Below are 13,105 nucleotides of genomic sequence, written 5' to 3'. Positions count from 1 at the left end.
GCTAAAGTTAATGTAAGGTTAGATGTAAAGGCAACAGAACTCGTAATTGTCAGTCAATTAATGTTGATCTGCGATTGCGGTGGGTCTAATTTGGCTGGCAAATCCTAGTTTGAAATGCAATGAAGACCTCTAAAGCGGTAATTCTCGATCGTCCCTTCCATGCTTCCTTCCGTGATATCCAGCTCACGGAAATGACCTCTGATACCATTCTTTGCCGGACAACGATGAGCGCCATCAGTTCCGGAACGGACATGAAAACATGGCGAGGGCAGCAGCATCCCGAGCAGTGTTGGTACCCGCTTGTGCCCGGGTATGAGAGTGTGGGCGTGGTGGAAAGCGTTGGGCCGGAGGCAAAGACGACACTCAAACCCGGCGACCGCGTGATGATTAACGAATGCCGCCAGTTCGGCGACGTTTGCGCGGCTTGGGGCGGCAATTCGCATTACGTCATCAAGAATTCCGTCACCGCACCGGCAGGCTTCGATTATGCGGTCAAAATTCCCGATAATGTTTCCGACAGCGATGGGGTGTTGGCGTACCTGGCCTGTGTTGCGCTGAAAGGTGTACACCGGCTGAACTTCCGTCCCTGTGAAACGGTGCTGGTCGTCGGCGCGGGCATGGTGGGCTTGAGCGCGGTGCAGATTGTCAAAATTCTGAACCCTTCCGCAAAGGTCATCAGCATTGATCCTTCGCCCCGCCGATGCGAAATCGCGCAGCATTACGCCGACAATGTATTTTTAGCCGACGGCGCGGAAACGGAAAAAATCCGCGAACTTACCCACGGCAAAATGGCCGACAAGGTCATCGAGTGCAGCGGGAATCCCGCGGTGGTTGGCACGCTTCATCAATACATCAAAGACGGAGGGTGGGGGGCCGACGACGAACCGGCGCACATTCATCTACAGGGCGATTACCCGGAGCCGATCGCACTCGATTGGTGGCATCGCTGGTTTGTGAAAAACGCCACGATCACAATGACCTGCGCGCTCGCTCCAGGCAATAAGGAGCAAGTGCTGCAATGGATCAGCGAGGGAAAATTTTCGACGAACTGCCTGCCTGTGGAGACGTGGCCCGTTGAAAAATGCCACGAGGCTTTTTGCTACAAGCAGGAAAAAGGCGAGGACGTTTTTAAGATTCTATTCCAATGGGACTAGGGAACATTCAGCTTGGTACGGCGGCGTGGGGTTTTCGCGAAACACCGCTTGAGCGGCAGCTCGAAATTACCCGCGGCTTGGGGCTCTGCGTTTTGGAATTGGGCATTGCGGGTCATGAGAATGACCGGTTGCAAGTCGGAGCGACCAATGAAGCCATCGCCGAGGTCAAAGCCCTTTTTGCGCATTACGGTGTGCAATCGATTTGCGCCTCGACGGGCAACGATTTCACGCAGGCTGACGAGGCTGCGTGTTTCGCCGATCTTGAAAAAATCAAGCGCGTGAGCGAAATCGCGGCGAAGCTTGGCGTAAGCTATCTGCGGATTTTTGCGGGCTTCAGCCCGGCGGAAGAGGTGACCGGAGCGCGTTGGGAACGGATGGTGCGATGCCTTAACGAAGCCGCCGGACATGCGACACCGCTCGGCATTAAGCTAACCGTTGAAACGCACGGCGGCGTTGCGACCCGGCAGGGGGGAGTCGTGCATTTTCACAGCGTCACGACCCGGCCCGAAATGCTGGCCCGTTTGCAGGACGAGGTGGATCAGCGTATCGGTCTTTTGTTCGACCCCGCAAATCTCGGCGCGGTGGGGATGAGCGAAACGCGTATTGCAACGCTCTACCGTGCATTGCGCCCAAGGATATGCACGCTGCATCTGAAGGATTTTAAGACGGCGGGAGCCGGTGCATTGCAACCCTGCGCCTGCGGCGAAGGTAAACTGAATTGGGGAATATTGATGGCCGTGTTTCGCGATTTCGATGGAATAGGTATGATGGAATATGAAATACCGGGCGATATTGAGTCAGGGCTTTGCCGAACTCTCAGCGCGATTAATTCCTGTTTATGATCCGGCACGAATTACGCCTCATCCATTTGCAGCTCACCAAAAAATGCAACCTGCGTTGCCCTTTTTGCGGACAGTGGGGCGAGGCCGGTTACATGGAGGGTGACTCTGCTGCCGACCTTTCTATCGAGGATTGGCTGCGGGCCGTGGATCAGGCGGTGTGTTATCGTGAGGAAACCGGGGTTGCCCCGGAGTTCATCCTATGGGGGGGGGAACCGCTGCTGAGCCGCGCTTTCGAACCGGTCAGCGACGCGCTGCAGGAGGCGAATTTTCGAACCGCGCTGATTACCAACGGAGCCCTTTTGGAGAAGAATGCGGAGGTCATCAACCGGAATATCAAGACGCTCTATGTTTCGATTGATGGCCCCGCTGAAATCCATAATCGGCTGCGCCATTCCAGTCATTTGTTCGAAAAGATCGAGCACGGGATTTCGCGGATTGATTCAAAGGTTTTGCGCGTGGTATTGTTCACGCTTTGCGGAGAAAATTACCACGCGGCAGCCGATTTCCCTTTTCTGGCGGCACGGCTGGGGTTTGACCAGGTGATCTTTCAAAACCTGATCTATTGTACCCCGGCGCAAGCGCGCGATTATCGTCAATGGCTCAAAACCAGCTTTGGGCAGGACGCGCCGCATCTCGCCTCGTGGATTTGCGAAGAGGCTGAAGCCTGGACGGCGCGGTTGCCGGAGGTGACGGCACGGCTTCAGACCGAACACTACCCCATTCCGGTCGAAATCTATCCCAGCGAGATTCATGCCAATAATATTACCCAGTGGTTTGATGCTTTGGTTTCGCTAAAGATCGGAACCGCGCCGTGCCTGATGCCCTATCGTCATCTCCATATCAACCATGATGGTAATGCGCATTTTTGCGTCGATTTCAACGACTTCACGCTCGGGAACATTCGCTCCTGTTCCATTTCCGAACTTTTCAACAACGATTTGGCGCGTCGTTTCCGCGAGGAGTCGCCGAAATGCAACACTCTCTGTGCCCGCTGCCCCTGGTACTACAACAAAACGCTTAAAATCGACACCCATCCTCAATGAATAAAAGACGCATCATCTATATGCCGCATGCGAATATCCAGTATTCGCAGCTCGCCCCGGAAAGACGCCACTGGGTCATGAAGAATTGTTATGAGAAGCTCTTCGACTTGGTTTTGAACGGGGATTACAAAATTGCTTTTGAAGCTTCGGGCAAGACGATCGAGGAAATGGCGACCCAGGCGCCGGAGGTTCTGGAGAAGCTCAAGCAGCTTGTCGCCCGGCGAAAAGTCGAGCCGGTCTCCTCTCCGTACATCCACGTGATGCTTGCCAACATTCCGCTCGAGGTCGCTCTTGATTCGTTGCGGCACGCGTTGGATATTTGGGAAAAATACATCGGCGTACGGCCAGAGACGGGTTGGAACCCTGAATGTGGGTGGGCTGCCCACCTGCCGGAGCTGTATCTTAAGGCCGGTTTTAAGACCTTGGTGATGGATGCCGATTCGTTGCTGCTTTCGTTTGAGGAAATCCGAAACGCCACGGGGCTGGCTTACGATGTTCAAGGGCATAGCAACAAAAACCACCTCTTCAAAATCGAGGACTACATTAAAAACAAACCGCAGTTCCTCAAATATATCACCAACCCATCACGAACTGAAGAGGGGCTGCAAATGATCTTCCGCTCTGATTGCATGGCCAATCCGATGCTTTGGTTTTTGATGGGAGCCACCGAGGGATTGCGAAAAGAACCGGTTTCCATCCAGGAAATCAAAGCCATGCTGGCGAACTGGAAACTGCGTATCGACGGGAGCGGTTCGTTCATTATGCCGTATGCGGAAGACGCTGAGTACATCGGATCATCGGCCTATTTTTATGTGAAGCAATTCAATCAGGCTCGTTTCTTTGAACCTGAGCCGAAGAGCGTCGAACGGTTTGGTCAGTTGCTCGATGCCGCGGTTGAGGCGGGGTTCGAGCTTTCGACGCCTGGCGAAGTGATCGCCGCTGCCGAACGGGAAATGTTTACCAACAACCAACTGCTTTGTATCGAAAACGGAGTGGCATGGCACGGCGGAACGGCGAAGGCTTGGGCGAATACGGAGTATTCAAGAGTCATGGATCCGGTTTGCCTCTCGATTCTCAACGGCATCAAAGCGGTGGCTCAGTATTTAGGGTTTGATCTTGAAACGCTCGATGCCGACCTTTCGATGGCAATGAAAGCGGTAACCAGCGCTTATGTCTCAGACTCGCGCTGGCCTCCGCTGCCCACTTCGCCGGGCCGGTTCAATGTGCGCGAGTCGCTTGATGACATGGCTGCGGCCAATCGCGCAATAAAGGCAGCCATGGAAAAACACGGCATCGCGCATCTGCGTGCTCTCTACTCGCCCGAGTTGATGGCCACGCAGATCAAGGCGATCGACGACAAGCTCATGGCTGGCAATTTCTTCGGCGAATAAAGCGGAGAAAATTTCCGGGTGAGGGATGGGCAAATGCATCCGAATATGCTTAGCTTCGGCAAACGTGGAAGTCAGGGGGACTTACATCGCCAACCGAAGCAGGTCCATCCCGAACCCGGGATATTATTTTCATGACGACGAACGACAATTATATTGAGCTGCTCCTGGCCAGGATGACTTTGCGCGAGAAAGTCGGCCAGATGACGCAGGTTAGCGGAGCCACGGAAGATCACTTGGCATTGGTCAAGAAGGGGCTCGTGGGCAGCCTTCTCAATGTGGTGGACCCGGTTCTTGTCAATGAATACCAACGCGCCAGTGTAGAGGAAACGCGGCTCGGGATTCCGCTGCTTGTCGGGCGTGACGTGATTCACGGCTTTCGTACGATCTTTCCCATTCCATTAGGCCTGGCTGCGTCCTGGAATCTGCCTTTGGTGGAGAAAGCGGCGCGCGTTGCGGCACGGGAAGCTTCGGCAGTCGGCGTTCGCTGGACTTTCAGTCCGATGGTGGATATTTGCCGGGACCCCCGCTGGGGCCGCATCGCGGAGGGGGCAGGGGAAGACCCGGTGCTTTCTGGTGCAATCGGTGCGGCGATGGTGAGGGGGTACCAGGGAAAAGATTTGGCAAACCCCGAATCCATTGCGGCTTGTGCAAAGCATTTTGTCGCTTATGGTGCGACCGAAGGGGGGCGCGATTACAACACATCGGATATGTCTGAGCGCACATTGCGTGACGTTTACCTTCCCCCATTCAAAGCTTGCGTGGATGTGGGTGTATCAACGCTGATGTGTGGCTTCAACGACCTCGCGGGCGTGCCTGCAAGCGGAAATGCGTTCACGTTAAGGCAGGTGCTCCGGAGTGAGTGGAAGTTTAATGGTTTCGTTGTGAGCGACTGGGCTTCCATTGGCGAGATGGTCATCCATGGCTTTTGCGCCGACAAGCGTGAAGCCGCCCGTGAAGCTGCTTTGGCGGGTGTGGACATGGATATGATGAGCGCTTGTTATTTGGAGCACATGGAATCGCTTGTGGCTTCAGGTGAAGTTCCACTCGCCTTGGTGGATGCTTCGGTGCGCGCCATTCTGGGGTTGAAATATCGTTTGGGGCTATTCGAACGCGCGCAAGTGGATTTGTCGCGTGTTAGTGAGGAGCTTGAATGGGAAAGTCTGGAGGCGGCCCGGCACTTGGCTCGCGAAAGTTGTGTGCTATTGAAAAACGAAGGCAACCTCCTTCCGTTGAAAGAAGATGTCGCGTCCGTTGCCGTCATTGGTCCGCTTTCCGACAGCCCTGTTGACCAGATGGGATGCTGGACCGTCGACGGACGCGCGGCGGATGTTTGCACCCCTCTTGCTGCGATTCGCCAAATGGTAAGCCCTGGCACGAGGGTTCGATATGTCAGAGCGCTCCCGGAGGCTTGCAGCGGCGAGACGGACGAATTTGACGCGGCGGTGCGCGCTGCCGAGGCGTCTGATGTGGCGATTCTTTTTCTTGGCGAAAGCGAAAAGCTTACTGGGGAATCCCATTGCCGTGCGTTCTTGGATCTTTCCGGCGCGCAGCAAGCGTTGCTCGAACGAATTTGCGAAACGGGAAAACCCGTGGTGGTGGTTCTCATGACTGGGCGGCCATTGACGATTCCCTGGGCTGTGGCGCATGTGCCTGCGCTGTTGCTTGCTTGGCATCCCGGAACAATGGGCGGACCAGCCATTGCCGATCTTCTTTTCGGGAAACACTCGCCGTCGGGTAAACTTCCCGTAAGCATTCCTCGTTCGGTTGGGCAGATTCCCTTGTATTATAACCACAAGAATACAGGGCGTCCTGCGATTGATTCCGTTCGCAAAATGCCTTTGGGCACTCCGGCTGATCCTGTCGGTTTTTGTTCCAGCTATTTGGATGCGGAGCCAACGCCCGAATTTCCCTTCGGCTTTGGATTAAGCTATACCTCTTTTGAATACAGCCTTCCCAAAGTTGTTGTTCAGGGTTCGTCCATTCGAATTTCCGCCGACATCACAAATACGGGAAACCGGACGGCGGGTGAAGTGGCGCAGCTATATGTTCGTGACGTCGTTGCCAGTGTGACGCGCCCAGTGAAGGAGCTGAAGGGTTTCCAGCGTGTGGATTTGGCTGCCGGGCAAACCAAGACGGTTGCCTTTACGCTCTGTCCAGATGATCTGGCGTTTCACGGTCGCGATTGCCGCCTGCGGGTCGAGCCGGGTGATTTTCAGGTCTGGATCGCTGGAAATTCGCAAGCTGGCGAGGCCGCCGGATTCACATTGCGGGAATCAATGATTTAGTAATATTCTTATCCATGCCGCAGTACTACCTCGGCATGGATGATAGGAATTAAGCAGGTTCTCAGGCTTGCTCTTCCAACAGTGCCACGCCGGGGCATTCCATTTCGAAAACGGCTTTGGTGCCTGTTGGTTCGCTTTTTATCGTGACGGCATTCGCGGGTGCGACGGTAAACGAATTAGCCTCGCGGAGCTGCGAGACTTGGCATGGCGTGGGATAATCCGGCGCACCGAGCTCCTTCCATTTCGCGATGATATTATTTTCCTCGGCTCCGAGGCGAATGAGAGCGGGTTTGCGGAAAGGCCAATCCAACTCAACGCGAATGGATTCGGATGGGCTGCCGGGCTTGTCCGGGTAAGCATAAACCAGTGCGGATGCCAGGCCGTTGTTGCGGGTTGCTATGACGTTGACCAGGGAATTCCCGTTGCGGACGTTGACGCGATCCTCCCCGAGACGGCCAAGCATCTGGTGGGCCAACCAGGCTTGTTTGCGCAGCCCGTGCAAGCTGAGCATTCCGTAATGTCCTTGGAATTCGCTGCTTTGAAACCCGATTTGATCGTAGATATCGGAGAGGCACCAGAATGCGAATGCGTCGGCTTCGTGAGAACATTCAGCCATGGTCTTGACGATAAACGCCGGTTCCAGTGCGGTTTCCTTCGCGGGATCCTGAGGGAACCAAGACCGTCCCCATTCGTTCCAGTGAAATTCGCCGGTCCACCCCAGCTCGCGTGCCGCTTTTCGCGCGCCCCGGATAACGCCTGCCGCAAAATGCGGGGAGTCCGCGGCTCGATCGGCTGCCGGGCCGTCGAAGGGCGAAAATGGCGCTTCCCCGGAGTCATTGTTGTAGACGTGGGTGATGAGGTAATCCGGGCGGGTGCCATCTTTTTCTGTAAAGCGGAGAAAATCGGGGATCCACTCGCCACGAGCGGTCGATGGACCGCCGAAGCGGAGCGATGCGTCGACGGATTTGATGGCGTGCCAGGTCGCGGACCAGAGCCGGAAAAATTCCTCCTGGGTGCCGTTGAAAAACCAATCGAGGTTCGGCTCGTTCCAGCATTCAAAATACCACGAGCGTACTTCATCAATGCCGTAGCGCTCGATGTGGTGGCGAATGCCGGACGCAACGAAGTCCTGCCATTGAGCGAGGTCCCGGGGCATACCGGACGGGTTTTTGTCCGGCCAGCAAGTCGCCGGATTGTCGGTCATGCCAAGGGGGGTGAAGCACGTTGTGTAGATTGGCTTAAGTCCCAAATTTAGCAATGCTTCAATGCTGAGGTCCACCATCTGCCAGTTGAGGTGTTTGGTTCGGTCAGCTTCCGGAATTTTCCAGTCGGCCAGGCGATTGCCAAACACTCTCATTTCCGGAGAATACATCGCGGCAGCCCGGACATAGCGGAGCCCCAGCTCGTCGCGGGCCATGCGCAAGTGCTCTTGAACGTCCCCGCGCGAGAGCCATCGAAATTGATCGATGTTCCCAACATGGGCCCATGTTTTTTGGAATCGATAGGAGGTTCCGGACCATTCGGGGGAGAGCTGGATAGTTCTCATTGTGAGCGTGGTTATTTTTGGTTTTCTTCGAGGATGGTTTTTTGTGCTCCTTTGGGCATATAGCTGTGAATTCCGCCTTGCACAAACTCCAGGCGCTTGGGGCCTTTAAGGTGATTGTACAAAACGCATATCCCCGAAGGCGGGCAGGTATAGTCGCCCAAACCGGCGATGATGGATGTTTTGCAATGGATGCGCTTGGCCATGTTGACCGGGTCGTAGTAGTCGAGTGCGGCAACATAATCGGGCCGCCAGCCTCCGAGTCGGCCTTTGGTGACACCGCCGAGATCGCAGCACCAGGGGATGAAGACGGTGCATTCCGACACGCTTTGATCGAGGCTCGCGGCGGCAATGGCCTGGAAGCCTCCCTGGCTACCGCCCATTACTTGAAGCTCTTTGCCATTCCACTCGGGCTGGGTTTTCAAGAACTCCATTGCCCTGATCAAGCGAAGAAACATCCCGTTGAAGTAGGTCGTCTCAGGATTGCTGTTTTCATCGTTTTTGAATCCATAGCCTTTGAGGGCTCCATCCTTTAGCGCTTCATAATAGGCGGGCTCCTTGCCGTTCTCCATCCCGTGGGCGTTGATATTGAAGAACACAACCCCTTGCGCGCAATGCGGCTTTGCCGGGTCCCACCCGTATCCCATCAGTCCGAACTGCGCTATCAACGATTTCGGCGCGGCGTTTTTCGGTTTGCTTAAATAACCCGAAACCGGCTTCCCTCCGGCGCAATCCACCTTTACATCGAAAACGTCGAACTCGGGATTTTGCGATTCCACTTTCGCGAGGGTAAATTTAAGCGGCACTTGGGCGAGCCGGGCTTTTTGCTTGGCCCAGAAAGCATCGAAGTCAGCCGGTTCTTCCACGCTTTCCAGCTTCGCCACTTCAACGCCCGCGCCACCGCTAAACTCGACAGGCTTATTGTTGCCTGCATCAATTTTGCTCATCAACGGCTGGTCATTTTCGTCAAACGCCGAGACTTGGATTCTCACAAAACCGGGCTGGTTGAGGGAAGTGGTCAGCTTCAACGGTTCTGCCGCCGAAGAAACCGCCTCTCCTGATTCCTCCTTCCCGTCGTCTCCTGTTCGTTTCCATCTCAGCTTTTTCCCAGCCACGGGCGTGGAATCGTCCAGCAACTGGACGAAAAAAGTTATTTTCTCGCCGGCTTGATAGAGGGCTGCCTCCTTATCGGTTGTTCCACGAAGGTTGAGTTCGCCAGCCCACAAGCCCAGGGTAGACACCAGGAGAGCAGTGGAACAAAGGAGGGATTTTTTCATTTCAGATGATTTTAGGGATGCATTGTTAACGAAGGCCGTTCCTGCAGAGTTGGTGGGGGAGCGGCGCAAGAAAAGGGAGGATGTTTTTATTATTTCTTTTAATTGGGCAGACAAATCAAGAAGTATTTTCCTGGTGATGTCCGAAATCCATTCTATGACGCGGATTCTTCTATTGGAAATTTGGATATAACAGAGTAAAAATGACGAAGTTTATCAAAATCCAGCGATCAAAATGGATCCTCAAATCTCATCGGAAATATTTTTCGATAGGAAGAGAAATGGAAAAAATTCAATTTAGTTCTTGATTTGTCACTCCAATAGATGGAAAAACATTGTCCCGAGACAACCCCTAACTATTAACCCCTCAAAAATGCTATGAAAGCTGCAAAACTCCTGCGTGGATTGCTCATCTCTGTGCTGTTTGGAATGGCTGGCCCCCTCAATGCGCAAACTGTGGTGATTACTTCCACCAACAGCGTTCCCACTGAAAACGTGGTTATCAGCCAACCAGATTATTCCGTCAATAGTGGTCAAGCGGATCGTGTCTATTTCAACGGAAAAACTTATATCGACGGGCAAACCTTTACGCCTACGGAGTCCTTTGCGCTGGGAAGTTTTACGATCCAGCTTAGAGCTGTAGATCCTTTCTCCGCGGATGCAAGCACCTTTGCGGTCAGCCTTTTTACTTATTCCTCGGCTAATACCAACGTGCCTGCCTCTCTTTTGTGGACAGCCACCGGGAATCTTCCGCAGACGCTTGCGACTGATTTTGCAGCCCAGCCTGACAGCACCTATCTGACATTTACTCTCCCCACCACGTTGCTCGATGCCGGGACAACGTATGGAATAATGATCTACGAGACGGGTGGCGGGCCTGGCATGTTGCTGGGTATGAACTGGAATGGCGGCTATTCAGATGGCCAACGGACCCATCTTGATTCCTCTACTCAACTGCCGGGCGCTTTAACGGGATTTCCGGAAGATGCCACCAACGCCGACCTGACCTTCTGGATAACTGCGGCCGTGCCCGAGGCCTCTTCTGTTTACCTCTGCTCTCTCGGCGCTTTTGCCGTGCTTCTGTTCAAACGCTGGTCGAGAAAACGGGAGTAATACATCAACGGGAGGGTCGCTCTGCTGAAAGGTGCAGGCTGCCACGCCGTCTATAGTCTATGAAATTCAATTGTCCCTCCTGCGGAACTCACCTGTTGGCGGAAGCGGAAGCCGCCGGGACGGTGGTTCGCTGTCCCGGTTGCAATAACAAAATCCAGGTGCCCCTGACATTCACGGAGCCGGAAGAGGCTCCCGCAGAGCCGCAACCAGGCGGGATGCCGGGCAGCGCGGATGAAACCGAGGGAGCGCCCGGTGATTATGCCCCCCGCAAACAGCACAAGGCGTGGCAGGAGGCGGACCCCACCAACCCGAATGCCTATATCTCTTTCGGGATCGGGCTCGCGGTGACGCTCCTTTGGTTTGCGGTGATCTATTTTCTGCAAGCGCCCGCGGATACCCCCGTTGCCGAGTATTCCTATTCGCAGATCCTCGCGAGCATTTTCTTCAAACATCTCAGCGCAAACTTCGCCAACACATTGCTCTTTGCGTGGGCGGCGACGATTTGCTTTTTGAAGTGGAAAATCCTGGGGCACCAGCGCGAGGCGATGCTACTGGATGTGCTTCCAGTGGAGCTGGGAAAGGAAATTAACATCGGCAACATCAGCTTATTTATCGACCACGTTTACCTTCTGCCGATCCACCTGCGGGACAGCCTGATGGTCAACCGCATCCGCAAGGCGCTTGAGTTTTTCGAGGTGAGGCCGAATGTTACCGACGTCAGCTCCGTGATGAACAGCCAGTCGGCCATTGACGGGGCGCGCATCAGCGCAAGCTACATCGTCGTGCGCGCCTTTCTTTGGGCCATTCCGCTCGTTGGGTTTATTGGCACGGTCATGGGCCTTTCGCACGCGATCAGCGGAATGAGTTTTTCGAACGTGGAGGACGTGAGCCGCATCGTGGGCTCGATTAACAACGTCACCAAGGGACTCGGTTCTGCCTTCGATGCCACGCTGGTTGGCCTCATTTTCGCGGTCATCCTCAATTTCCCCATCAACGCGCTTGCGAAACAGGAAGAGGAGACGCTCAACGACATCGACGCGTTTTGTAACGACGTTCTTCTCCCGCGGCTGAGTGCCGGAGGTGCTGACCGCACCAAGGGAGACATGGGGATGGTGACGGATTTGGTGGTGAAAGCCATTACCGGTGCGCAACAGGAATTCCTCACGGACCTCAACCAACTTTCGACTAAGATCTTCGATTACACGAATAACCTTGATAACCGCGTTCAGGATTTCCAAGAAACGGTGAAGCAGGAATTTGTTTGCAGCATGGGGGAGATGCGCAACGGCGTAACCGAGCTCTCCGATCGTCTCATGGAAGCCACCACTAACTTGGAAAAGCGTAGCGGCGAGTATCAGCAATCGGTCATCAAGGAATTTATCAACAACATGGAAGTGAGCCGCGCCCAGCTCAAAAAATCGGTGGCCGATCCCATGGAAATGACATCGCGATACGTTGCAGGCATCGAGGAAGGGCTGCGGGGGCTCAACAAAGTGCTCGCCGAACTCGGTGAAAAGAAAATCGTGATCCAGAAGCCCGGTCTGAACTGGCTGTTCTGGCGCAAGTAGTCTTCACATTTTGAACCGGTCAACCGTACATTATGGTTAGACATCGCAGCCGCCGCAGCGACGAGATCATGCTGATCCCGTTTCTGGATATTCTCTGTTCTCTCATCGGCGTGCTCGTGCTCATCATCGTGGTTCTTGCGGTGGGAGAGATGCAGAAAATCAACGGCCGCAGCCCGGAGGAAATTGAGCGCGCGCAGAGTCAGCTTGCCTTGCAAAAAGAACTTAAGGAAAACCAACGCATCAACGCGCTGCTCAAGGAAAAGCTTGCGAAGCTTGATAAAGTCAGCAAAAGGGCCAAGGAAAAGGATGCGGAAGTTTTGCAACTGCGGATGCTCCTCCAGAACGCCGCCGACGTGAAACAGCAGAACGAGAAGCTGATCAAAGAACTCGACAACCTGATGCTAGAAATCAGCGGCCTTACCAGTCAAGAAACCGCCCTGAAAAAACAAATCGAAGCACTGGAGGCTGAAGTCAAACAACGCCAACCCCCGGAGTGCAAAGACGCGCGCGTCCTCGTGCAGCCTGGCGGATCGGGCTTTGCGCAGGGATCGAAGGTCTTTGTGATCGAATCTGGCGGCGGGAAGCTCTCGTTCTACTGGAACGAAGCAACCAAAGGTATTGTCAGCGTCGACCCTGCTGTCATTGCAGCCGATGGGCCCTTCAACGCTTTTCTCAAAGCAGTGGCGGCGGTCCCTCAATCGAAGCTGCTCTTTCTCCTGCGCGACGACGGCATGTGGGGCTACAGCCTTGGTGCGGGTTGGGCCCAGGCTAACTATGGCTACGGAGTCGAACGCATTGGCAAACTGCCGATCCCTGGCCGGGGTGACATTGATATGCATCTTTTCGGCACATCCTTGGGGACACTCGAACCGCCGCAACCCACTCCCTAACT

Annotated in this window: 10 protein-coding genes; 8 read left to right on the top strand and 2 right to left on the bottom strand. The window is 54.5% G+C overall.

Features of this window, described 5'->3' with window-relative positions; genetic code table 11:
* The first annotated feature begins 119 nt into the window (after positions 1-119).
* From B2828_RS02285 to B2828_RS02265, 5 genes are all read left to right on the top strand, one after another.
* Positions 120-1,154: a zinc-dependent alcohol dehydrogenase gene (locus B2828_RS02285; RefSeq protein ID WP_479632061.1), complete on the top strand. Its 1,035-nt coding sequence runs from the start codon at positions 120-122 to the stop codon at positions 1,152-1,154.
* The gene (locus B2828_RS02280; RefSeq protein WP_479632060.1) at positions 1,145-1,996 is read left to right on the top strand and encodes a sugar phosphate isomerase/epimerase family protein; all 852 of its coding nucleotides are present in this window, start codon (positions 1,145-1,147) and stop codon (positions 1,994-1,996) included. Before B2828_RS02285 ends, B2828_RS02280 begins: the two co-directional genes overlap by 10 nt.
* Positions 1,993-3,039, top strand: a complete 1,047-nt coding sequence (locus tag B2828_RS02275; protein WP_479632059.1) for a radical SAM protein — start codon at positions 1,993-1,995, stop codon at positions 3,037-3,039. The genes B2828_RS02280 and B2828_RS02275 overlap by 4 nt, the downstream gene beginning before the upstream one ends.
* Entirely contained in the window at positions 3,036-4,430 is a 1,395-nt protein-coding gene (locus B2828_RS02270; protein ID WP_479632058.1) for a glycoside hydrolase family 38 N-terminal domain-containing protein, read from the top strand. The genes B2828_RS02275 and B2828_RS02270 overlap by 4 nt, the downstream gene beginning before the upstream one ends.
* A gap of 131 nt (positions 4,431-4,561) precedes the next feature.
* Positions 4,562-6,715, top strand: coding sequence for a glycoside hydrolase family 3 N-terminal domain-containing protein (locus tag B2828_RS02265; RefSeq protein ID WP_479632056.1), 2,154 nt, complete (start codon positions 4,562-4,564; stop codon positions 6,713-6,715).
* A 61-nt stretch (positions 6,716-6,776) separates the two neighbouring features.
* Here the strand turns inward: B2828_RS02265 and B2828_RS02260 are convergent, their stop codons facing one another.
* A complete protein-coding gene (locus B2828_RS02260; RefSeq protein WP_479632055.1) occupies positions 6,777-8,261 on the bottom strand; it encodes a GH39 family glycosyl hydrolase in 1,485 nt (494 codons plus the stop codon).
* 11 nt (positions 8,262-8,272) lie between these two features.
* Positions 8,273-9,535, bottom strand: coding sequence for an acetylxylan esterase (locus tag B2828_RS02255; protein WP_479632054.1), 1,263 nt, complete (start codon positions 9,533-9,535; stop codon positions 8,273-8,275).
* Positions 9,536-9,910: 375 nt separating this feature from the next.
* Here B2828_RS02255 and B2828_RS02250 point away from each other — a divergent pair, with 375 nt between their 5' ends.
* The 3 genes from B2828_RS02250 to B2828_RS02240 all read left to right on the top strand — a co-directional run bounded on the left by B2828_RS02250 (position 9,911) and on the right by B2828_RS02240 (position 13,103).
* A complete protein-coding gene (locus tag B2828_RS02250) occupies positions 9,911-10,645 on the top strand; it encodes a hypothetical protein (RefSeq protein ID WP_479632053.1) in 735 nt (244 codons plus the stop codon).
* Positions 10,646-10,704: 59 nt separating this feature from the next.
* Positions 10,705-12,213: a MotA/TolQ/ExbB proton channel family protein gene (locus B2828_RS02245; RefSeq protein WP_479632052.1), complete on the top strand. Its 1,509-nt coding sequence runs from the start codon at positions 10,705-10,707 to the stop codon at positions 12,211-12,213.
* A gap of 68 nt (positions 12,214-12,281) precedes the next feature.
* On the top strand, positions 12,282-13,103 hold the full coding sequence (locus B2828_RS02240; RefSeq protein WP_479632051.1) for a hypothetical protein: 822 nt from the start codon (positions 12,282-12,284) through the stop codon (positions 13,101-13,103).
* The last annotated feature ends 2 nt before the right edge of the window (positions 13,104-13,105 follow it).

The sequence above is a fragment of the Spartobacteria bacterium UBA695 genome, assembly GCA_002298145.1.
GTDB lineage: Bacteria > Verrucomicrobiota > Verrucomicrobiia > Chthoniobacterales > Chthoniobacteraceae > UBA695.
This window is presented reverse-complemented; position numbering and strand designations above follow the sequence as displayed.

Bases quoted from the DNA above. Each gene is read 5' to 3' on its own strand.
- B2828_RS02285 (WP_479632061.1), top strand. From the start codon at position 120: ATGAAGACCTCTAAAGCGGTAATTCTCGATCGTCCCTTCCATGCTTCC.
- B2828_RS02280 (WP_479632060.1), top strand. From the start codon at position 1,145: ATGGGACTAGGGAACATTCAGCTTGGTACGGCGGCGTGGGGTTTTCGC.
- B2828_RS02275 (WP_479632059.1), top strand. From the start codon at position 1,993: ATGATCCGGCACGAATTACGCCTCATCCATTTGCAGCTCACCAAAAAA.
- B2828_RS02270 (WP_479632058.1), top strand. From the start codon at position 3,036: ATGAATAAAAGACGCATCATCTATATGCCGCATGCGAATATCCAGTAT.
- B2828_RS02265 (WP_479632056.1), top strand. From the start codon at position 4,562: ATGACGACGAACGACAATTATATTGAGCTGCTCCTGGCCAGGATGACT.
- B2828_RS02260 (WP_479632055.1), bottom strand. From the start codon at position 8,261: ATGAGAACTATCCAGCTCTCCCCCGAATGGTCCGGAACCTCCTATCGA.
- B2828_RS02255 (WP_479632054.1), bottom strand. From the start codon at position 9,535: ATGAAAAAATCCCTCCTTTGTTCCACTGCTCTCCTGGTGTCTACCCTG.
- B2828_RS02250 (WP_479632053.1), top strand. From the start codon at position 9,911: ATGAAAGCTGCAAAACTCCTGCGTGGATTGCTCATCTCTGTGCTGTTT.
- B2828_RS02245 (WP_479632052.1), top strand. From the start codon at position 10,705: ATGAAATTCAATTGTCCCTCCTGCGGAACTCACCTGTTGGCGGAAGCG.
- B2828_RS02240 (WP_479632051.1), top strand. From the start codon at position 12,282: ATGCTGATCCCGTTTCTGGATATTCTCTGTTCTCTCATCGGCGTGCTC.